Annotated in this window: 19 protein-coding genes and 1 tRNA gene; 5 read left to right on the forward strand and 15 right to left on the reverse strand. The window is 71.7% G+C overall.

Features of this window, described 5'->3' with window-relative positions; all coding sequences use genetic code 11:
* Nucleotides 1–23 precede the first annotated feature (23 nt).
* Nucleotides 24–1151 (reverse strand): hemolysin family protein, encoded by a 1128-nt coding sequence (locus ABZ272_RS07020; protein WP_355048957.1) that lies wholly within the window; start codon nucleotides 1149–1151, stop codon nucleotides 24–26.
* Between the two features lie 170 nt (nucleotides 1152–1321).
* Between ABZ272_RS07020 and galE the strand changes: the two genes are divergently transcribed.
* The gene (gene galE / locus ABZ272_RS07025) at nucleotides 1322–2305 is read left to right on the forward strand and encodes a UDP-glucose 4-epimerase GalE (RefSeq protein ID WP_355049317.1); all 984 of its coding nucleotides are present in this window, start codon (nucleotides 1322–1324) and stop codon (nucleotides 2303–2305) included.
* A gap of 51 nt (nucleotides 2306–2356) precedes the next feature.
* Complete coding sequence (gene galK / locus ABZ272_RS07030; RefSeq protein WP_355048958.1) at nucleotides 2357–3526, forward strand: galactokinase; 1170 nt, start codon at nucleotides 2357–2359, stop codon at nucleotides 3524–3526.
* Nucleotides 3527–3730: 204 nt separating this feature from the next.
* On the opposite strand, the gene ABZ272_RS07035 is transcribed toward galK, so the two are convergent.
* From ABZ272_RS07035 to ABZ272_RS07070, 8 genes are all read right to left on the reverse strand, one after another.
* Entirely contained in the window at nucleotides 3731–5044 is a 1314-nt protein-coding gene (locus ABZ272_RS07035) for a GTP-binding protein (protein WP_355048959.1), read from the reverse strand.
* The gene (gene cysD, locus ABZ272_RS07040) at nucleotides 5044–5955 is read right to left on the reverse strand and encodes a sulfate adenylyltransferase subunit CysD (RefSeq protein ID WP_355048960.1); all 912 of its coding nucleotides are present in this window, start codon (nucleotides 5953–5955) and stop codon (nucleotides 5044–5046) included. The genes ABZ272_RS07035 and cysD overlap by 1 nt, the downstream gene beginning before the upstream one ends.
* A 65-nt stretch (nucleotides 5956–6020) precedes the next feature.
* Nucleotides 6021–6851: an inositol monophosphatase family protein gene (locus ABZ272_RS07045; protein WP_355048961.1), complete on the reverse strand. Its 831-nt coding sequence runs from the start codon at nucleotides 6849–6851 to the stop codon at nucleotides 6021–6023.
* Nucleotides 6852–6985: 134 nt separating this feature from the next.
* Nucleotides 6986–7576 (reverse strand): aminoacyl-tRNA hydrolase, encoded by a 591-nt coding sequence (pth, locus tag ABZ272_RS07050; RefSeq protein ID WP_355048962.1) that lies wholly within the window; start codon nucleotides 7574–7576, stop codon nucleotides 6986–6988.
* A gap of 91 nt (nucleotides 7577–7667) precedes the next feature.
* Nucleotides 7668–8363 carry a 50S ribosomal protein L25/general stress protein Ctc gene (locus tag ABZ272_RS07055; protein WP_355048963.1) on the reverse strand — a complete coding sequence of 232 codons (696 nt, stop codon included), beginning with the start codon at nucleotides 8361–8363 and terminating at the stop codon, nucleotides 7668–7670.
* Nucleotides 8364–8674: 311 nt separating this feature from the next.
* Nucleotides 8675–9655 carry a ribose-phosphate diphosphokinase gene (locus tag ABZ272_RS07060; protein WP_355048964.1) on the reverse strand — a complete coding sequence of 327 codons (981 nt, stop codon included), beginning with the start codon at nucleotides 9653–9655 and terminating at the stop codon, nucleotides 8675–8677.
* A gap of 57 nt (nucleotides 9656–9712) precedes the next feature.
* On the reverse strand, nucleotides 9713–11299 hold the full coding sequence (gene glmU, locus ABZ272_RS07065; protein WP_355048965.1) for a bifunctional UDP-N-acetylglucosamine diphosphorylase/glucosamine-1-phosphate N-acetyltransferase GlmU: 1587 nt from the start codon (nucleotides 11297–11299) through the stop codon (nucleotides 9713–9715).
* Nucleotides 11300–11409: 110 nt separating this feature from the next.
* Nucleotides 11410–11481 (reverse strand) — tRNA-Gln (locus tag ABZ272_RS07070).
* A gap of 423 nt (nucleotides 11482–11904) precedes the next feature.
* Between ABZ272_RS07070 and ABZ272_RS07075 the strand changes: the two genes are divergently transcribed.
* Together ABZ272_RS07075 and ABZ272_RS07080 are read left to right on the forward strand one after the other, a co-directional pair.
* On the forward strand, nucleotides 11905–12870 hold the full coding sequence (locus tag ABZ272_RS07075) for an acyl-CoA desaturase (protein WP_355048966.1): 966 nt from the start codon (nucleotides 11905–11907) through the stop codon (nucleotides 12868–12870).
* 222 nt (nucleotides 12871–13092) lie between these two features.
* A complete protein-coding gene (locus tag ABZ272_RS07080; RefSeq protein ID WP_355048967.1) occupies nucleotides 13093–13779 on the forward strand; it encodes a TetR/AcrR family transcriptional regulator in 687 nt (228 codons plus the stop codon).
* A gap of 7 nt (nucleotides 13780–13786) precedes the next feature.
* Here ABZ272_RS07080 and ABZ272_RS07085 read toward each other — a convergent pair whose 3' ends face one another.
* From ABZ272_RS07085 to ABZ272_RS07110, 6 genes are all read right to left on the reverse strand, one after another.
* Nucleotides 13787–14263 carry a DUF4383 domain-containing protein gene (locus ABZ272_RS07085; RefSeq protein ID WP_355048968.1) on the reverse strand — a complete coding sequence of 159 codons (477 nt, stop codon included), beginning with the start codon at nucleotides 14261–14263 and terminating at the stop codon, nucleotides 13787–13789.
* 226 nt (nucleotides 14264–14489) lie between these two features.
* Nucleotides 14490–14945 (reverse strand): DUF4383 domain-containing protein, encoded by a 456-nt coding sequence (locus ABZ272_RS07090; protein WP_355048969.1) that lies wholly within the window; start codon nucleotides 14943–14945, stop codon nucleotides 14490–14492.
* A 102-nt stretch (nucleotides 14946–15047) separates the two neighbouring features.
* Nucleotides 15048–16853, reverse strand: coding sequence for an ABC-F family ATP-binding cassette domain-containing protein (locus ABZ272_RS07095; protein WP_355048970.1), 1806 nt, complete (start codon nucleotides 16851–16853; stop codon nucleotides 15048–15050).
* Between the two features lie 120 nt (nucleotides 16854–16973).
* Entirely contained in the window at nucleotides 16974–17924 is a 951-nt protein-coding gene (locus ABZ272_RS07100; RefSeq protein ID WP_355048971.1) for a 4-(cytidine 5'-diphospho)-2-C-methyl-D-erythritol kinase, read from the reverse strand.
* 86 nt (nucleotides 17925–18010) lie between these two features.
* The gene (gene rsmA, locus ABZ272_RS07105) at nucleotides 18011–18880 is read right to left on the reverse strand and encodes a 16S rRNA (adenine(1518)-N(6)/adenine(1519)-N(6))-dimethyltransferase RsmA (RefSeq protein ID WP_355048972.1); all 870 of its coding nucleotides are present in this window, start codon (nucleotides 18878–18880) and stop codon (nucleotides 18011–18013) included.
* Nucleotides 18874–19773, reverse strand: coding sequence for a TatD family hydrolase (locus tag ABZ272_RS07110; RefSeq protein WP_355048973.1), 900 nt, complete (start codon nucleotides 19771–19773; stop codon nucleotides 18874–18876). The genes rsmA and ABZ272_RS07110 overlap by 7 nt, the downstream gene beginning before the upstream one ends.
* A gap of 76 nt (nucleotides 19774–19849) precedes the next feature.
* On the opposite strand from ABZ272_RS07110, the gene ABZ272_RS07115 reads away from it, so the two are divergent.
* Nucleotides 19850–21097 (forward strand): hypothetical protein, encoded by a 1248-nt coding sequence (locus tag ABZ272_RS07115; RefSeq protein ID WP_355048974.1) that lies wholly within the window; start codon nucleotides 19850–19852, stop codon nucleotides 21095–21097.
* Nucleotides 21098–21122: the final 25 nt, after the last annotated feature.

Consider the following 21122-nt stretch of genomic DNA (forward strand, 5'->3'; position numbering starts at 1 on the left):
CTGTCAGCAAGCATGCGGAGCCGTCATGACGGGCCGGCGCGTCGGCCCCGGCCAGCCGGTGTCGGGGCGCTGACCTCGCGTGGCCCGCCCGTCCCCGGCCGTGGGCCCGGCCCGACCGCGGTGCCCCGCTGCTGTCCCGCGCCCCGGTCCGCCTCGCGCTGATGGCCGACGGCGGGATCGCGCCGCTGCTCCGGCATCCGGGCCGCCGTCACCGCGAGCCGGGCGACCCGGCGTCCGTCCAGGGCCAGTACGCGCAGCAGCCAACCGTCGGCCGGCGCCGCCGGATCGGGCCCGCCGCCGTCCAGCGACTCGCCGGGCACCGGCACCTCGTCGCCGGTCAGCGGCAGGCGGCCCAGGACGGCCATCACGTACCCGCCGACGGTCTCGTACGGACCGGCGGGGAGCGCCACACCGGTCCGCTCGGCGAAGTCGGCGAGGTTGAGCCGGCCGTCGACCACGGCCGGCAGGCCGGCGTGGCTCGGTTCGGGCGGCCTGCCGTACCCGTCGTGGATCTCTCCGACGAGTTCCTCGATCAGGTCCTCCAGGGTGACGATGCCGGCGGTTCCGCCGTACTCGTCGACCACCACCGCCAGGTGGTGCCCTTCCCGGCGCATCTCGGTCAGCGCGGCCAGGACCCGCTTGCTCCCCGGCACCTGCTTGACCTCGCGGGTCAGCTCGCCCACGGTGGCGCAGGGGTCGGCGTCCGGGCGGAGCAGCACGTCCCGCAGGTGCACGAACCCGACCACGTCGTCCTGGGTGCCGTCGGTGACCGGGTAACGGGAGTGCGTCTCGGCCCGTACCAGCCGGGCGGCCTCGGCGATGGTCAGCCGGGCCGGCAGGAAGACCACCTCGGTGCGGGGCATCATCACTTCGCGGACGAGGCTCGCCCCGGCCACCAGCACCTCGTCGATGATCCGCCGCTCGTCCGGGTCGAGCACCGTGTTGACCGCCACGAGGTCCCGTAGCTCGGCCTCGGAGATGCGTTCCCGGCCGGCCGCCGGGCCGGTACCGAGCAGATCGGTGACGAGGCGGGTCGCGCCGTCGGCGGTGCGCACCAGCATCCGGGCGACGGCCCGCGCGAGCGGCCCGGGGTCACGGCGGGACCGTTTCCGCACCCGCCGCCGGAGCCCGGAACGGGCTGCTTCCCGCATGAAAGAGATGGTAGACACCGGGTGCCCACCGCACCGGAGATGTTCGGCTCTGTTTAAACGTGAGAGATTATGATGGAATGGCGTACGGCGCGATCCACACCGCTCCCGAGCGCCGCCGTAGGGTGATCACCAAGGGCCACGTCCCGGCGGGCCAGGCAGGAGGCAACGACGTGAAACTGCTCGTCACCGGGGGTGCCGGCTTCATCGGCAGCGTGGTGACCCGGATGCTGCTCGACGCCGGCCACCAGGTCGTGGTCCTGGACGACCTGCGCACCGGTCACCGCGAGGCGCTCGCCCCGGACGCGACGCACGTCGAGGCGTCCATTCACGACGCCGCCCGGGTCCTCACCCCCGACGCCGGCTTCGACGGGGTGCTGCACTTCGCCGCCCTCATCGCCGCCGGCGAGTCGATGGTGAAACCCGAGCTGTACTGGGAGAACAACACGGTCGGCACGCTCGCCCTGATCAACGCGGTCCGGGCCGCCCGGGTGCCCCGGATGGTCTTCTCCTCCACCGCCGCCGTCTACGGCAACCCCACCGAGCTGCCGATCACCGAGACCGCGGTCAAGGCGCCCACCAACACGTACGGCGCCACCAAGCTCGCGGTCGACATGGCGCTCACCTCCGAGGCCGCCGCACACGGGCTGGCCGCCGTGTCCCTGCGCTACTTCAACGTGGCCGGAGCGCACCTCGCCGGCGACGTCGCGCTCGGCGAGCGGCACGACCCGGAGACACACCTCATCCCGATCGCCCTGGAGGTCGCGGCCGGCCGGCGGGAGAAGCTCCAACTCTTCGGCGACGACTACCCGACCGTGGACGGCACCTGCGTACGCGACTACATCCACGTCGCCGACCTCGCCCGCGCGCACCTGCTCGCGCTGGACGCCGCCAGCGCGGGCCAGCACCGCATCTACAACCTCGGCAACGGAAACGGCTTCACCAACCGCCAAGTGGTCGACGTGGTCCGCGAGGTCACCGGCCACCAGCTCCCGGTCGAGGTGGCGCCGCGCCGCGAGGGCGACCCGGCCGAACTGGTCGCCTCGTCCGCGCTGGCCCGCGACGAGCTGGGTTGGGTGCCGCGCAAGCCCACCCTGCACGACATGGTCGGCGACGCCTGGGCCTTCTACCGCGCGCACGTCCTGGAGCAGTCGTGAGCGCGAGGAGTGAGCCGGGCTTGCGGGCCCCGCAGTCGCGAAGGAGGCACCATGACCAGCCCCACCGGTGACGTCGCCGAGCGGGCCGCCGCCGGCTTCACCGATCGGTACGACGCCTCCGCCGCCGGCCTCTGGGCCGCGCCCGGTCGGGTCAACCTGATCGGCGAGCACACCGACTACAACGACGGTTTCGTGCTGCCGTTCGCGCTTCCCATGCGTACCGTGGTCGCCGCCGACCGGCGGGACGACGAACGTTGGACGGTCTGGTCCGAGCTCTCCGGCGAGACGATCACGTTCGACGCGGACGACGTGGCCGAGCCCGGCCGGGTGACCGGCTGGGGCGCGTACGTGGCCGGGGTGGTCTGGGCGCTGCGCGACGCCGGCCACGCGGTGCCCGGCGCCCGGCTGGCCATCGCCTCCGACGTGCCGCTGGGTTCCGGGCTCTCCTCGTCGGCCGCGCTCGAGTCCGCCGTGCTCGCCGCCCTGCTCGACCTCGCGGGGCTGGAGCTGCCCGCCGAACGGCAGCCCCGGCTGGCGCAGCGGGCGGAGAACGTCTACGTGGGCGCGCCGACCGGCATCATGGACCAGTCCGCGGTGATCCGCTGCCGCGCCGGGCACGCGCTCTTCCTCGACTGCCGCGACGAGTCCGTCGAGCACATCCCGTTCGACCTGGACGCCGCCGGGCTGACCGTGCTGGTCGTCGACAGCCGCGCGCCGCACCGGCACGCCGATGGTGAGTACGCCGCCCGCCGCCGCTCCTGCGAGGCCGCCGCCAAGGCGCTCGGGGTGCCCGCGCTGCGCGACGTGACCGTCGACGAGCTCGACGCCGCCCTGGCCCGGCTCGACGACGCCGAGACCCGACGCCGGGTCCGGCACGTGGTCACCGAGGACCAGCGCGTGCTCGACACCGTCGCGCTGTTGCGCGCCGGCCGGGTCCGGGACATCGGCCCGCTACTCACCGCCTCGCACGTCTCGATGCGCGACGACTTCGAGATCACCGTGCCGGAGATCGACACGGCGGTCGAGGCGGCGCTGTCGGCCGGCGCGTTGGGCGCGCGCATGACGGGCGGCGGATTCGGTGGCTGCGTCCTCGCCCTGGTCGAGACCGACCGCGTCGAAGCGGTGGCCGACGCAGTCGCAATCGCCTACGCCGAGCGCGATTACACGCCCCCCACCACGACCCCGGTCCTGCCCTCCCCCGGCGCAACCCGCCTGCCCTAACCTCCTGTCGTCGACTCGGTGATCAAGAGGTTTGCGTCAAAATCCGCGCTCGGACTGACGCAAACCTCTTGATCAACCGGCGGTTCGGGGGTGAGGCGGGATGATCGTGCTTGTTCATGGAAGTAGTGGCCTTCCCATTCGGGGAGGCCACTACTTCATGGATCGAGCGCGATCTTGGCGGCGCGAGCGGGCGCGCGGAGCGGGTTAGGCGGCTTCGACGATCATGGCGGCGCCTACCGTGCGGTTGGTGGTCTCGTCGATGATGACGAAGCCGCCCGTCGTACGGTTGCGGCGGTACTCGTCGGCCAGCAACGGCACCGTCGTGCGCAGCCGGACCCGACCGATCTCGTTGAGCCGCAGCTCGTCCGCCGACTCGTCACGGTGCAGCGAGTTGATGTCCAACCGGTAGTGCAGCCCGCGCACGATCGCCCGTGCCGAACGGGTGGTGTGCTTGATCGCGTACCGGCCACCGACCCGCAGCGGGGCCGTCTCGTCCATCCAGCAGACCATCGCCTCGATGTCCTGGGCGACGGCGGGCGCGTTGTTCGGCCGGCAGATCATGTCGCCCCGGGAGATGTCGATCTCGTCGGCCAGCCGTACCGTCACCGACATGGGCGGGAACGCCTCCGCGACCGGCCCGTCGGCGGTCTCGACGGCGGCGATCCGGCTGGTGAAGCCGGACGGCAGCACCATCACCTCGTCGCCCGGCTTGAGCACGCCCGAGGCGACCTGACCGGCGTAGCCCCGGTAGTCGGTGACCGTGGTCGACTGCGGACGGATCACGTACTGCACCGGGAACCGGACGTCGACCAGGTTGCGGTCACTGGCGATGTGCACCCGCTCCAGGTGGTGCAGCAGCGACGGGCCCTCGTACCACGGCATGTTCTCCGACCGGGCCACGATGTTGTCGCCCCGCAGCGCGGAGATCGGCACCACCGTCAGGTCCGGTACATCGAGCTTCGCGGCGAACGCGGTGAACTCGTCGGCGATCCGCTCGTAGACCTCCTGCGACCAGTCCACCAGGTCCATCTTGTTGACGCACAGGACCAGGTGCGGCACCCGCAGCAGCGAGCAGAGGAACGCGTGCCGGCGGGACTGCTCCACCAGGCCCTTGCGCGCGTCCACCAGGATCAACGCCAGGTCGGCCGTGGAAGCGCCGGTGACCATGTTCCGGGTGTACTGGATGTGCCCGGGAGTGTCCGCGATGATGAACTTGCGCCGGGGCGTGGCGAAGTAGCGGTACGCCACGTCGATCGTGATGCCCTGCTCCCGCTCGGCGCGCAGGCCGTCGGTGAGCAGCGCGAGGTTGGTGTACTCGTCGCCCCGGGCCGCGCTGACCGCCTCCACCGCCTCCAACTGGTCGATGAAGAGCGACTTGGTGTCGTACAGCAGCCGGCCGATCAGGGTCGACTTGCCGTCGTCCACGCTGCCGGCGGTCGCGAACCGCAGCAGGTCCATCGCCCGCGCCTCGGGCGCGGTCTCGGCGCCGGCGGCCGGGGCCATGATCTCGGTGCTCATCAGAAGTAGCCCTCCCGCTTACGGTCCTCCATGGCGGCCTCGCTGACCCGGTCGTCACCACGGGTCGCGCCCCGCTCGGTGATCCGGGTGGCCGCCACCTCCTCGATGACCTTCTCCACGGTGTCCGCGTCCGAGCGGACGGCCGCGGTGCAGGAGGCGTCGCCGACGGTGCGGTACCGCACCTGGGCCTTGAACCGCTCCTCGCCGGCGCGCGGCCGGAAGAACTCGTTGACCGCGTAGAGCATGCCCTCGCGCTCGATCACCTCACGCTCGTGCGCGTAGTAGATCGACGGCAGCGGGATGCGCTCGCTGGCGATGTAGTGCCAGACGTCCAGCTCGGTCCAGTTGGACAGCGGGAAGACCCGGATCGACTCGCCCGGGTGGTGCCGGCCGTTGTAGAGCGACCACAGCTCCGGACGCTGGTTCTTCGGGTCCCACTGGCCGAACTCGTCGCGGAAGCTGAACACCCGCTCCTTGGCCCGTGCCTTCTCCTCGTCCCGGCGGGCGCCACCGAACAGCGCGTCGAAGCGGTGCTTCTCCACCGCGTCCAGCAGCACGGGCGTCTGGATCCGGTTGCGCATGCCGTCGCCCGACTCCCGGACCAGCCCGCTGGTCAGGGCCTCCGGCACGCTCGCCACCACGAGCTGCAACCCCATCTCGGCGACCCGCTGATCGCGGTATTCGAGCACCTCGGGGAAGTTGTGCCCGGTGTCGACGTGCATGACGGGGAAGGGGATGTTGGCCGGAGCGAACGCCTTCTGCGCCAACCGCAGCATGACGATCGAGTCCTTGCCGCCGGAGAAGAGCAGCACCGGACGTTCCATCTCGGCGACAACCTCACGCATCACGAAGATGCTCTCCGCCTCGAGGGCGTCCAGGTGGGAGACGCGGTAGGCCGCGGGGGAGGTCATGACACTCGCTCGCTCATCCGATTTCCAGACCTTTCCGGTCGGACATGTCAAGAAGTGCGCTCAGGCTACCCGGAATGCCTCTGCAGCGCTGCAAGCAACCGGCTGGCGAGATCCTTGCGACAGACCAGCAGGTCCGGCAGGCGCGGATCCGCCTCGTTGTATCGAAGCGCAGAACCGTCGATCCGGGAAGCGTGCAGTCCGGTGGCCGTCGCCACAGCCACCGGCGCCGCCGAGTCCCACTCGTACTGCCCGCCGGCATGGATGTACGCGTCCACCTCGCCGGTCACCACCGCGGCGATCTTCGCCCCGGCGGAACCCATCGGCACCAGGTGCGCGCCCACATCCTCGGCCAGGTCGGTGAGGAACACCGGCGGTCGACTCCGACTCGCCGCCAGACGGATCTTGCGCTCACCAGCCGTCGCCGCCTCGACCGTCATCGGCGGGTACGCCGGTGGATAGTCGGTGCCCAACACCCGGTGCTGCGCCGGCAACCCCACCGCACCGGCGACCAGCCCGTGCGGGCTCGGCGCGCTCCGCGCCCAGAGCGCCACGTGCACCGCCCAGTCCGAGCGGCCCTCCTCGGCGAACTCGCGGGTGCCGTCCAACGGGTCGATGATCCAGACCCGGTCCGCGGTCAGACGGGACACCGCCCCGGCGTTCACCTCCGCCGCCCAGGCCAACCGCGAGCCCTCGTCCTCCTCGGAGAGCACCGCGTCCCCCGGCCGCCACCGCGCCAACTCCGTGCGGATCAGGTCGTGCGACACCTTGTCCCCGGCCGACTTCAGCGCCCCGGTGTCCGAGAAGCCCATCTCCGTACGCAGGTCCAGCAGCGCCTGACCGGCCCGGGAGGCCAACCACCGGGCGAACGCCCCGTCGATCATCGGAGGACTGCCCATCTGCCCGCTCCCGTCGCCTCGCCGCGGCCGTGCCCGCACGCACCGATCGGCCGCGACCCGCGTCGCCGGTCACGGCACGCCGAAAGGCGCAGACTACCGGCCCGGCGTTTCCAATCCGGTACGCACCGCCCGACTCAACCCCCGTGATACAGGTTCTGGGTCGGCTCCACGCCCTTGACGATCACCGACTCCACCACGTCGGCAGCCCGGTCCACCAGGAAATCGAGCTCCTTGCGCTCCGCCGCGCCGAAATCCGACAGCACGAAGTCCGCCGGATCCTGCCGCCCCGGCGGGCGACCCACCCCGAACCGCACCCGGACGTAGTCCTTCGTGCCCAACGACTTCGACATCGAACGCAGACCGTTGTGCCCGCCCTCGCCGCCACCGAACTTGATTCGCACCTGGCCGAACTCGATGTCCAGCTCGTCGTGCACCGCGACCACCTGCGCCGGAGGCACCTTGTAGAACTGCGACAGCGCCGCCACCGGCCCACCGGAGAGGTTCATGTACGTCAGTGGCTTCACCAGCACCAGCTTCGGACCACCGAACCCCAGCCGCCCCTCCGCGACCTCGGCCACCGCCCGCTTGTGCCGACCGAACCGCGCGCCGACACGCCCCGCCAGCAGCTCGGCCACCATGAAACCGACATTGTGCCGGTTCCCGGCGTACTCCCGCCCCGGGTTGCCCAGGCCGACCACCAGCCACGGTCCCGCCTCGTCCGTCACGATCCGCCCCTCAAAACGTCTGCGCCGACTCCCGATACACCGACAGGCGCCCCCGAAGCTCGGGGACGCCTGCCAGCAGAGTACGAACCGATCAGGCCTCGGTACGCGCCTCGGTGTTCTCGTCGCCCTCGGCGGCCGGGGCGTCCGCGCCCTCGGAGCCCTCGGTGGTCTCGCCGACCTCGGCCTCGGCCTCGTCGGTGGCCGTCTCGACCTCGGGCAGCGTCGCCTCGAGCTGCTCCGCCGTCGGCGCGGCGGTCACCGAGGCGACCGGCAGCTCGGAGTCGGCGGCCAGCTCCACGCCGGAGGGCAGCTCGACGTCGGCGGCGGTGATCGTGGTGCCCGCCTCGGCACCCTCGATCGACGCCTCCAGGTGGTCCGGAACCTTGGTGGCATCGGCGGTCACCGAGAGGGTGTCGTGGTCGTGCACGATCAGGGTGTCCTTCGCGGCCTCACCGGTCAGCTGAACCGGGACCTCGACGGTGACCTTCTCGCCGCGGCGGACCAGCAGCAGGTCCACGTGCTCGAAGGTGTCCTTGATCGGGTCACGCTGGATCGCCTTCGGCAGCGCCAGCACCTGGGTGCCGTCGGTGATGTCGATCGCGAAGAGCTGGTTGGCGCCACCCTTGCGGATCGCGGCGGCGAACTCCCGCGACGGCAGCGCGATGTGCTTGGGCTTCTCGCCGTGGCCGTACAGCACGGCGGGCACCTTGCCGGCCCGGCGGGTACGACGGGCACCACCCTTGCCGAACTCGGTGCGGGGCTCGGCGCTGATCTTTACCTCGGACACGGGGAAACTCCTGATGCTTCGCTGCGGCGGCTTGTCGTCTGGCGGTGCTGGGGCGAGGGGCTCGCTGGGGCTCATGCGTCATGAACGACTGCCCGGAGCACCGCGTCGATGACGGTGCCTCCGTGCGGCGCTCTTCAGCGGCCCGCCGGGCACCCTCGCCGTGGCAACCGCACCAGTCTACCCGAGCCAATTCCCAGGTTTCCGGCAGTCCCCGGTCACGGCACCGGACTGATCCGCCGGCGGTGTTTCCCGCTGGCGGATCAGCCCGTTTCGACCAGTTTGTCAGCTCTGCCGGCCGGACCTGACCCGGTTCAGCTCAGACCACCGAACAGGGTGGTCACCGAGCCGTCGTCGAACACCTCGCGGATCGCCCGCGCCAGCAGCGGCGCGATCGACAGGACGGTCAACTTGTCGAGCTGCTTCTCGGGCGGCAACGGCAGCGTGTTGGTCACCACGACCTCGCTGATCGGGCTGTTCTTCAACCGCTCCGTGGCCGGGTCGGACAGGAGCGCGTGGGTGGACGCCACCACGATCTCCGCCGCCCCCGACTCCTTGAGGATGTCCGCCGCCTTCGTGATCGTCCCACCCGTGTCGATCATGTCGTCGACGATCAGGCAGACCCGACCCTCCACCTCACCGACCACCCGGTTGGCCACCACCTGGTTCGGCTTCATCGGGTCACGGGTCTTGTGGATGAACGCCAACGGGCAGCCGCCCAGCCGGTCGGTCCACCGCTCGGCCACCCGCACCCGGCCCGAATCCGGCGCCACCACGGTCATCGGCCGACCCGCGTACCTGTGCTCCACGTACTCGGCGAGCACGTCCATCGCGAAGAGGTGGTCCACCGGCCCGTCGAAGAAGCCCTGGATCTGCGCGGTGTGCAGGTCGACCGTGAGGATCCGGTTCGCACCGGCGGTCTTCAGCAGGTCCGCCACCAGGCGGGCCGAGATCGGCTCCCGGCCACGGTGCTTCTTGTCCTGCCGCGCGTACGGGTAGAACGGCAGCACCACGGTGATCCGCTTCGCCGAACCGCGCTTCAACGCGTCGACCATGATCAGGGTCTCCATGACCCAGGTGTTCACTCCGTGCGTCACGGACTGCACCACGAAGGCGTCCGAACCACGCACCGAATCCTTGAACCGTACGAAGATCTCGCCGTTGGCGAACTCGTACGCGTCAGCCGGCGTCGGTGCCACGCCGAGCACCTCGCCGATCTCCTTGGCCAACTCCGGGAAACCCCGTCCGGAGAAGAGCATCAGGCTCTTGCGGTTTTCGGCGACGATGCTGCCCATGGGCCCGTCTGCTCCCGTTTGTCGGCGGTTCCCGGCCCGGTGGTGGTGGGTCGGGGACTATTCGGTTGCAGTATCTCCCGCGCCGGACGCACCGCCCACCGTCTCGGCCCGCCCGTGCATTGCCTCACTGTCACTTGCGGTCCCGGCCGCCTCCGACGCACCCTTCGCGTCGCCGGATCGCTGCGCACCCTTCGCGTCGCCGGATCGCTGCGCACCCTTCGCGTCGCGGGCACGCTGCGCGGCCTCGGCCGCCGCCGTACCGGCCCGCCGCATCACCACCCAGCCCTCGATGTTGCGCTGCCGCGCCCGGGCGACACCCATCGCGCCCGGCGGCACGTCGTCCACGATCACCGAACCGGCCGCCGTGTACGCGCCGTCGCCCACCTCGACCGGCGCCACGAACATGTTGTCCGCGCCAGTCCGGGCGTGGCTGCCGATCACCGTACGGTGCTTGTTGACCCCGTCGTAGTTCACGAAGACCGACGCGGCGCCGATGTTGCTCTGCTCGCCGATCGTCGCGTCACCCACGTAGGTCAGGTGCGGCACCTTCGAGCCCGCCCCGATCTCGGAGTTCTTCACCTCGACGAACGTGCCGACCTTCGCCTTGTCCGCGAGGCGCGCGGCAGGCCGCAGGTACGCGTAGGGCCCGACACTCGCGCCCGCGCCCACCTCGGCGCCGACCGCGTGGCTGCGTACCACCGACGCGCCCTCGCCGACGATGGTGTCGACAAGCGTGACGTCCGGCCCGACCAGCGCGCCCGCGCCGACCACCGTGGCACCACGCAGCTGGGTGTTCTGGTCGACCACCGCGTCGCGGTCCAGAGCCACCGTCACGTCGATCCAGGTGGTCACCGGGTCGAGCAGACTCACTCCGGTACGCATCCACGCCTCGTTGACCCGGTCCCGCAGCAGCCGGCGCAGCGACGCCAACTCCACCCGGTCGTTGCAGCCCAGCGTCTCGACATGGTCGACGGCCACGTGCACCGCGACCGGCTCGCCGGCGGAGCGGAGCAGGCCGAACACGTCGGTCAGGTACTCCTCGCCCTGGTCGTTGTCCGTGGAGAGCTTGCCCAGGGCGTCGCGCAGCCGGGCCGCGTCGAAGGCGTAGATGCCGGCGTTGATCTCGCGGATCGCGCGCTGCGTCGCGTCGGCGTCGCGCTCCTCGACGATCTGCTCCAGCCGGCCGTTGGCGTCCCGGACGATCCGCCCCAGCCCGGTCGGGTCGGGCACCTCGGCGGCCAGCACGGTGGCCGCCGCAGCGGCCTCCTCGTGCGCGGTCACCAGCGCGCCCACGGTCTCCGGGCGCAGCAACGGCACGTCTCCGTTGATCACCACGACGGTGCCGGCGCCCTCCGGCACGGCGGCCAGCGCGATCCGCACGGCGTGCCCGGTGCCGAGCTGCTCGGCCTGCAGGACGGGCGTGGCGTCGGGGGCGATCTCGGTGAGGTGCGCACGAACCTGGTCGGCGCCGTGACCCACCACGACGACGGTCCGGTCGGCGGCCAGCGGCGCGGCCGCGCTCAACACGTGGCCCAGCAGGGTACGACCGAGCAGGGGGTGCAGCACCTTGGGCAGTGTCGACTTCATCCGCTTGCCCTCACCGGCGGCGAGTACGACGACGGTACGAAGGTGGGGCTGGGGCACGACGTGGCTCCCGTCGGGACGGCGGACACTCTCGCGGCCATGCTAACCACGAGGCCCGGCACGGTTCCCTCTTACCCCCAGGAGAACCTAAAGCGGACTTATAGGGACAGCTCGGCCGCCAGGGTTCGAACCTGAAATACGGGTACCAAAGACCCGGGTGTTGCCAATTACACCACGGCCGATCGCATCGTCACGAAGGACGACGCGGCAGGAGCGCGTCCCGCCGCTACACCTTAACGCCCGACCCCGCCGACGCCAGCACTCATATCCTTCATGATCCCCTCCATCGTCCACGACACTCGGGGGCCGCGCGCTCGTCCGTGGCGTTCGTGCGCCGCGTTCGAGGCGGTGGCGGCACCCCGCTCAGGAGACGCTGGAGACGGCTGCGCCCGATGCCGCAGCGAGCCTGGATCCGCGCGACGGACAGCTGTGCACCGGTGCGCACGCGAGCCACCTCGACGGCGAGCGAATCGGTCATGACCAGCAGTTTGGTACGGGCGTACGACGGTGTCTTCGAAAGTTCCTCGTGCGATCTACCGGACCGTAAGTTACGGTGACGTAGGCGTAGGTTAGTGATCTTTTCCCCGTCCCCCCTGCGAGGTGTCATGTCCACCACCATGCTCGAACCCAACACCACCGGCCCCGGCCCGAAACCGCTCACCGACGGCACCCAGTCCCCCGGGATCCTGGCTGCTCTGTGGGCGTTCGTCGTGATCCCCTTCGTCGCGCTGCTGGTCGCCGTGCCCGTCGCCTGGGGCGGCTGGCTGGGCTGGACGGACGTGATCATCGGCCTGGTCTGGTACGTGGTCTCCGGGCTCGGCATCACGGTGGGTTTCCACCGCTACTTCACGCACGGCTCGTTCAAGGCCAAGCGGTGGCTGCGGGTGACCCTGGCGGTCGCGGGTTCGCTGGCGGTGCAGGGCGAGATCATCCAGTGGGTGGCCGACCACCGACGGCACCACGCGTTCTCCGATCTGGAGGGTGACCCGCACTCGCCATGGCGGTTCGGCACGAACGTCTGGGCGCTGACCCGGGGCCTGTTCCACGCCCACGTGGGCTGGCTGTTCCGCCGCGAGTTGTCCAACCGGGAGCGTTTCGCTCCGGACCTGATCGCCGACCGGGACATCAGCCGGGTGGACCGGCTCTTCCCCGCGCTGGTGGCCGTCTCGTTGCTCGGCCCGGCGCTGATCGGGGGCCTGGTGACCTGGTCCTGGCAGGGCGCGCTCACCGCGTTCTTCTGGGCCGGGCTGGTCCGGGTAGGCCTTCTGCACCACGTCACCTGGGCGATCAACTCGGTCTGCCACGTGTACGGCGAGCGTCCGTTCGCGATGCGTCAGGGAGACCGCGCGTCGAACTTCTGGCCGCTGGCGATCCTGTCGTTCGGTGAGAGCTGGCACAACCTGCACCACGCCGACCCGACCAGCGCGCGGCACGGTGTGCTGCGGGGTCAGGTGGACATCTCGGCGCGGGTGATCTGGCTGTTCGAGAAGGTCGGCGCGGCATCGCAGGTGCGCTGGCCCAAGCCCGAGCGCCTCGCGGCCAAGCTCGTGAAGCCGGTCGCACCCCGGTAAACCGGGCGGTGCCACGGGATCCCGCCTGGCAGGATGGCCGGATGACCGAGCGACGCGGGGGGACCGGACGGCTCGGCGAACGAGGGCCGGGCCCGATCCGGGTTTGGTCGCACGGCACGGCAGGGCGGTCCGGCCGCCCGCCAGTGAGGCGACGACGTGAACGGGCACAGCGGAGACACCATCCCACGGCAGGGCGTGACGGAGCGCCAGCGAGGCGGCGACATGCCCGAGGCGAGTGACGAGCCGGCCGGCCGGCGGCCGACGCCGGCCACGGCGGCGAAACCCAAGCCCACGTCCCGGGTACGCATGTCGGCGGCGCAGCGCCGGGAGCAGTTGATCGCGATCGGCCGGCAACTGTTCGCCGAGCGCGGTTTCGACGCCACCTCGATCGAGGAGGTGGCGGCCCGCGCCAAGGTCTCCAAGCCGGTCGTCTACGAGCACTTCGGCGGCAAGGAAGGGCTCTACGCGGTCGTGGTCGACCGGGAGGTCCGGGCCCTGCTGGACCGGATCACCACAGCGCTGACGGCTGGGCATCCGCGGGAGTTGTTGGAGCAGGCGGCGCTGGCCCTGCTGGGCTACATCGAGGAGGAGACGAGCGGGTTCCGGGTGCTGGTCCGCGAGTCGCCGCTGATGTCCGGCACGGCCACGTTCAGCAGCGTGATGAACGACGTCGCCCACCAGGTCGAGCACATCCTCGGCGCTGAGTTCAAGAGCCGGGGGTACGACCCGAAGCTCGCCGAGCTCTATTCGCAGGCGCTGGTGGGCATGGTCGCGTTGACCGGCCGCTGGTGGCTGGAGGTGCGCAAGCCGCGCAAGGAGACGGTCGCGGCGCACCTGGTCAACATGGCGTGGAACGGGTTGTCGCACCTGGAGGCGAAACCCACCCTGATCACCGCGCGCCGGCACTGACCCCGTCTCAGCTCCGGTGCGCGTCCGCCACCGGGTGTTTGCGGCGTTCCAACTCGGCCTCGGCGTGCTCCGCCGGGCCGACCTTGTCGTAGAGGCCGGTGCCGAGCAGGATCAGCCCGAACAGCATCGACACGACCACGGTCGACATCGAGAAGTTGAGGAAGTTCGCGTCGGTCTGCAGCACGGACATCATCAGGATGCTGGTCACCAGGAACACCACCCCGGCGGTGAGGTTCATGTAGTGGCCGAGGTTGGTGCGCCGGGACGCCCCGATGATCAGGACGACTCCGAAGACCACGGAGGCGAGCGAGAAGGCCAGGTTGGTCCGTAGTCCGAGGGCCCAGGTGCTGCTGCGGGCGAAGAGCGGGTCCCCGATCGTCTCGGCCACTCCCCAGACGCCGAAGACCAGGATGTACACGCCGATCAGCCCGGAGAGCACCCGGTAGAGCGGCCGTGCCGGATGGTTGACCGGAAAGTGCGGCATACCCGAGACCCCATCCACCTGAGTTCGACCGTTTCAGGAGGATTGTCACCCAGGGCAGACCCGGCTGTCCGAAGAACCAGGAAGCCGGAACGGTCCGCCGAATGGCTGGACCAGGTCAGGTTTTCGCCGGAGCCCGAGCTGCGCAGGGATCAAGCCTGACCGCCCGGAGCAGCTCGGGCTCCGGCGAAAACCCACGGCCGCAACCACGAAAGCAACCAAGAAGAACTCAGAGAACGAGCCGAGCCTTCTGGAACGCCTCCGCCTCCTCGTCCGTGCCGACCTTGCCGTACATGCCGGCCATGAGCAGCACCAGGGAGGCCGAGAGCAGCACCATCACCGTGACGACGCTGAAGTTGAAGATGTTGGCCTCGGTACGGATGAACGCGAGACCGCCGAGGCCGATCACCATCAGGGCGTACGCCATCCACTGGTTGACCGCCACGTCGATGTTGCGGCCGAGCGCGGCGCCGACCAGGACGACGAGCCCGAGCAGCACGCTGAGCAGCGAGAAGCCGAGGTTGGTGCCCTGACCGAGGACGCGGGTGTCATCCTGCGCGAGGACCTCGTTGCCGGCGCTCGCGATGATGCCGAGCACACCGAAGACCACCAGGTACAGACCGATCAGCCCGCCGATCGCCCGGTAGATCGGCCGCGCGGGGTGGTTGATGGGGGTGTGGGCCATGTCTGGGTCTCCAACGCCGTGGGGTGAGGTGTCGCCGATGATTGTCCCGCATGAGCCGGTGTGACGCCGCACACGGCCCCCGCGCCGGCGTGCCCGGGCAGGTCAGCCCTCGGGCAGCTCCTCGGCCAGGGTCATCCAGCTCTCCTCGATCCGTTCCCGTTCGGCGCGCAGGTCCTTGAGCTGGGTGTCCAGCTCGGCGACCCGGGCGTAGTCGGTGGCGTCGGCGGCGAGTTGGTCGAGCAGGGTCACCTCGCGCTGGTCGAGCTTGCCGAGTTGCCGTTCGAGGCGGGTCAGCTCCTTGCGGGCCTGGCGCACCTCGGCGGCGGACATGCCGCTCGTGGCCGGGCCGGTGGGCGCGGCGGTCGGGGTGCCGCCCGCCCGGGTGGAGCCGGCCCGCTCGGCGGTCCGGGCGAGGTACTCGTCGACGCCACCGGGCAGGTGCACCAGCCGGCCGTCGCCGAACATCCCGTACGCGGTGTCGGTGACGCGTTCGATCAGGTAGCGGTCGTGGCTCGCCACGATGATCGTGCCCGGCCACGAGTCGAGCAGGTCTTCGAGCGCGGCCAGGGTGTCGGTGTCCAGGTCGTTCGTCGGCTCGTCGAAGAGCAGCACGTTGGGCTCACCGGCGAGCAGCCGCAGCATCTGCAACCGGCGGCGCTCACCGCCGGAGAGGTCGCTGACCGGCGTCCAGAGCCGGCGGTCGTCGAAGCCGAAGACCTCGGCGAGCTGCGCGGCGGAGACCTCACGGTCGCCGAGCTGCACGCGGCGGGCGACCTCCTCGACGGCTTCGAGCACCCGCAGGTGTCCGGGCAGCTCGACGAGTTCCTGGGACAGGAACGCCGGTCGGACCGTGGAGCCGGTGGTGAGGCGGCCCCCGTCGGGCCGGGTGATGCCGGCGAGCATCCGCAGCAGCGTGGTCTTGCCGGCGCCGTTGGCGCCGAGAATGGCGATCCGGTCACCGGGGCCGATCAGCCAGGTGGCGTCGCGCAGGATCTCCTTCGGCCCGGCGTGCAGCTCGACGTCCGTGAGCTCGTACACCTGCTTGCCGAGGCGGGAGACGGCCATGCGCTGCAACGACATGGTGTCGCGGGCCGGCGGCACGTCGGCGATCAGCGCGTTGGCGGCGTCGATGCGGAACTGCGGCTTGGAGGTGCGGGCGGGTGGGCCACGCCGCAGCCAGGCGATCTCCTTACGGAGCAGGTTCTGCCGGCGGGCCTCGACGGCGGCGGCGACGCGCTCCCGCTCGACGCGGGCGAGGGTCCAGGCGGCGAAGCCACCCTCGTACGCCCGGACGGTCTGGTCGGCGACCTCCCAGGTGGTGGTGCAGACGGCGTCCAGGAACCACCGGTCGTGGGTGACCACGACGAGGGCGCCCTTGCGGCCGACGAGGTGCCGGGCCAGCCAGTCGACACCGCCGACGTCGAGGTGGTTGGTGGGCTCGTCGAGGATCAACAGGTCCGCGTCGCGGACGAGCAGCGCGGCGAGCGCCACCCGTCGCCGTTCACCACCGGACATCGGGCCGACCGGCTGGTCGAGGCCGAGGTGCGGCATGCCGAGGCCGTCGAGGATGTTGCGGACACCGGCGTCGCCAGCCCACTCGTGCTCGGCGCCCATGCCCTCGCCCAGCCAGGCGGTGCCGAGCACCACGTCCCGGACGGTGGCTTCGGGGGCGAGGGTGAGCTGCTGCGGCAGCCAGAGCACGCGCAGGTCGCGACGGTGGGTGACCCGGCCGTCGTCGGGGTCCTCCTGCTTGGTGAGCAGCCGCAGCAGGGTGGACTTGCCGGCGCCGTTGAGGCCGACCACACCGATCCGGTCGGCGTCGTCCAGGCCGAGCGAGACGTCCGTGAGCAGCCGCCCGGCGGCGCCGTACCCCTTGGACACCCGGTCCAGGTTGACGATGTTGGCCACGTTCCACCCTTCAAGATCAAGGCGTCCGGGTGCCGGCGGGCACCTCGGGACGCCTGACCCAAGGGTACGCGGACGCCCCGGCCGGACGCCCCGGCCGGCCGCGCCGGCCGGGGAGCGACGTCAGACGACGCGCGCGCCCGCCACCGGGCCGTGTGCGACCCGCGCCTCCCGGCAGACGCCGGCGCTGGTCAGCTCGGCGGCGATCCGTTCGGCGTCGGCGGCGTCGGTGGCGAGGAAGACGCAGGTGGGGCCGGAGCCGGAGACGATGCCGGTGAGCGCGCCGGCAGCCTCGCCGGCCTTCAGGGTGTCGGCCAACGCGGGGCGCATCGCGAGCGCCGCATCCTGGAGGTCGTTGCCGAGCGTACGGGCGAGGACCCGGGGGTCGCGCTGGCGCAGCGCACCGAGCAGGGCGTCGGTGCTGCCCAGCGGTGTGCTGGCGGTACCGGAGTCGCGCAGCCGGTCCAGCTCCCGGTACGCGGCCGGCGTGGACAGACCGCCGTCGGCGATCGCCACCACCCAGTGCCAGGACGTCGGCCGGACCAGCACCGGGCTGACCGCCTCGCCGCGCCCGGTGCCCAGCGCGGTGCCCCCGTAGACGAGGAACGGCACGTCCGAGCCGAGGTCGGCGGCGATCCCGGCCAGCTCGTCGCGGGACAGGCCGGTGCCCCAGAGCGCGTCGCAGGCCACCAGCGCGGCGGCCGCGTCGGCGCTTCCGCCGGCCAGCCCACCGGCGAGGGGGATCTGCTTGCGCAGGTGCAGCCGGGCGTGCGGCAGGACACCGGCGTACCCGGCCAGGGCGTGTGCCGCCCGGATCACCAGGTTGGAGTCGTCCAGCGCAAGCTCGCCGGTGCCCTCGCCCTCCATCGTGAGGGCGAGCGTGTCGCCCCGGCGGGCGGTCAGCTCGTCGTAGATGGAGATCGCGTGGTAGACGGTGTTCAACTCGTGGTAGCCGTCGCGGCGCAGCGGCCCCACCCCGAGGTGCAGGTTGACCTTCGCGGGCACCCGTACCCGTACCGGGCCGATGGCCCCGCGCCGCTCGTCCTCGTCGTCCGGTCGCCAGGCCTCGGTCACGGGGCGATGTCCCGCACGCGCAGGCGGATGTCGAACGGCTTGGCCACGATCAGCTCCTCGGCGTCCTGGGCGGGCACGGCGCCAGCCTACTTCGCGGCCGGCGTACCGGCCGGAGCCGACGCGGCGATGGCCGCGAACTGCTCCACGGTCAGCGACTCGCCGCGGGCGCCGGGGTCGACGCCGGCGGCGGTGAGGGCGGCCTCGGCCCGGTCCGGGCCGCCGGCCCAGCCGGCGAGCGCCGCGCGCAGGGTCTTGCGACGTTGCGCGAACGCCGCGTCCACCACGGCGAAGACCCGCTTCCGGGGTACGTCGGGTCGGGGCGGCTCGTGACAGGTGAAGGCGACCAGACCGGAGTCGACGTTGGGGACCGGCCAGAACACGTTCGGCGGCACCCGCCCGGCGCTGCGGGCGTCGGCGTACCAGGCGAGTTTGACCGACGGGATGCCGTACACCTTGGAGCCGGGACCGGCGACGAGCCGGTCGGCGACCTCCTTCTGCACCATGACCAGGCCGTGCCGCAGGCTGGGCAGCTCGGCGAGCAGGTGCAGCACCACGGGCACGGCGACGTTGTAGGGCAGGTTCGCGACCAGCGCGGTCGGCGGCGGGTCGGCCAGCTCGGCGGCGGTGACGCGCAGCGCGTCGGCGCGGTGCACGGTGAGTCGGTCGGCGTCCGCTCCGGCGTGCCGCGCGGCGGTCTCCGGTAGCGCGGCCGCGAGCGTGGGATCGATCTCCACGGCGTGCACGTGCCCGGCGACCGGCAGCAGTCCCAGGGTGAGCGAGCCGAGGCCGGGGCCGACCTCCAGCGCCACGTCGTCGGGAGTCAGGCCGGCGGCGTTCACGATCCGCCGGACGGTGTTCGGGTCGTGCACGAAGTTCTGGCCCAGCTTCTTGGTGGGCGCGACGCCGAGCCGGGTGGCGAGTTCCCGGATCTCCGCCGGGCCGAGGAGGCTCACCACGGACCGAAGGCCCGCTCGCCGTTGGCGGAGATGGCCGCGCACAGCTCGTCCAGGTCGCTGCCGGTCGTCTCGGCGAGGGCGCGTACGGTCAGCGGAATCAGGTACGACGCGTTCGGCCGGCCCCGGTGCGGAGTCGGGGTGAGGTAGGGGGCGTCGGTCTCCACCAGGATCTGGTCCAGCGGTGTGAGCGCGGCGGCCTCGCGCAGGGCGGCGGCGCTGCCGAAGGTGACGGTGCCGGCGAAGCTGAGCAGGTAGCCACGGCGCACACACTCGCGGGCGAACTCGGCGTCGCCGGAGAAGCAGTGCAGCACCACCGTGTCCGGTGCGCCCGCGTCGTCGAGGATGCGCAGCACGTCCGCGTGGGCGTCCCGGTCGTGGATGACGAGCGCCTTGCCGTACCGCTTGGCGATCGCGATGTGGACCCGGAAGCTCTCCTCCTGCGCGGCCCGCCCCTCGTCGCCGGTGCGGAAGAAGTCCATTCCGGTCTCGCCGATCCCCCGAACCCGGTCGCGGGCGGCCAACGACTCGATCTCCCGCAGCGCCTCGTCGAGGTCCGCCAGCCGGGGCGCCTCGTTGGGGTGCAGCGCCACGGTGGCCAGCACGGCCCGGTACCGGTCGGCGATGTCCGCGCCCCAGCGCGAGGACGCGACGTCCACGCCCACCTGGACCAACCGGTCCACCCCGACGGTGACCGCCAGATCGACGGCTGCGGCGACCGGGTCGTCGGCCGGTCCGCCACCCGGTACGCCGGCCTCACTCACCGTGATGTCCAGGTGGGTGTGGCTGTCCAGCACCGGCCGGGGCAGCGGCTCTGGGGCGGGCGGGAACTCTCCGGCCCGCCGGGCGGCACGCTCGCGGCGGGTTTCAGTCGGCTCGCTCATCAGCGACAGCATCACACACCGGCGTCGTCCATCCGCCCGCCACCCGGCGTTCACCTCGACTACGCCGCGCGACTCTACCGTCGCGGCAATGACGGTCACACCTCACGCGAGCGACGCGGCCGGCGAGCGGATCGGCCTGCGGGTGGCGTTCGGCGGGGACGTGTACCCGGCCGAGGAGATCGCCCGGGGCGCCGCGTACGAGCTGTTCAGCGCCGAGGAGGTCGCCGGCTTCGAACGGGCCCCCCGCCCGGGCAGCGCCCTGCCGTGGCACCGGTTCGTGCACGTCACCGAGGTGAACGCGGTGCACGGGGCAGTCGAAGCGGCCGAGGAGCCGGAGACGCCGCTGATGCTGCCGGCGCACCGGGAGCACGGTTGGTCGCACATACACCAGCTCAGCCAGCAGCCGTCCGCGGCGGGCGACCCGGTGTTGGCCGCGGTGCGCGCCTCGGCGGTGGTGCGGCGCGGAACCCGCATGGTGAAGATGCTCTCCGCGCGGCAGCTCGCCGGGTACGTGCGGGGCTGGCTGCCGCACGGCTTCTGCTACCGGGAGCACGACGTGGCGCACCTGCGCACGCCGGCGACGACCACCGTGCTGCGCACCGACGGGGACGTCGGGCGGGACGGGTCGGACGTGGCGTACGCGCTGCGCTGGCGGGCGGCGGACGCGGGTGACTACGACGTGCCGGCGGGCGAGGCGCACCGGGGCCTGACCGCGCTCAGCTCCCGGGACCGCGTGGGCCCCTCGGTGCTGGGCACCGGATTCGCGCCGAGCAACGGCCAGCTCATCCCGGAGTTCGTGACCCGGGACTTCGCCGACCTGCCGATGCCGGCGAACGCGACGCTGCTGGCGTACACCGCCGAGGGGGTGGAGGTGGTGCTCTACAGCTACCAGGCCGAGCAGCGCGCGTGGCTACGGATGGTGGGCCCGCAGTGGCGGCACCTGCTGGCCGCGGTCCCGGGCCTCTCCCCCGACCAGGAGTTCGTGCCGACCGGCGACGCCCCACGCTCCACCCAGCTCGTCGGCCTCTACGGCGACACGGAGTACGAGGCGGTGGCCGACCTGCCCGGGGGTTTCCGGGTGCTCGCGATGACCCGGGCGGCCCGCTACCCGGTGGAGGCGGTGGCCCGCCGACTCCGGTTCGCCACCTGGCGGGGCGTGCCGTGCCTGGTGTTGCGCGAGGAGGCCGGCTGGCTTCGGCTTCGGTTGCGCCACCCCGACCCGCAGGCGGTGGTCGACACCGGCGCGCAGTGCCACGACCGGGGCGTCTACGAGACCTGGGCGCCGGGCGTCGAGGTCACCGAGGACCAGGTCATGGACACCCGGTACGCGCTCTGACGACACGCGGCGGCAGGACGTGCCG

This window comes from Micromonospora sp. NPDC005979, assembly GCF_040614415.1.
Lineage (GTDB): Bacteria > Actinomycetota > Actinomycetes > Mycobacteriales > Micromonosporaceae > Micromonospora.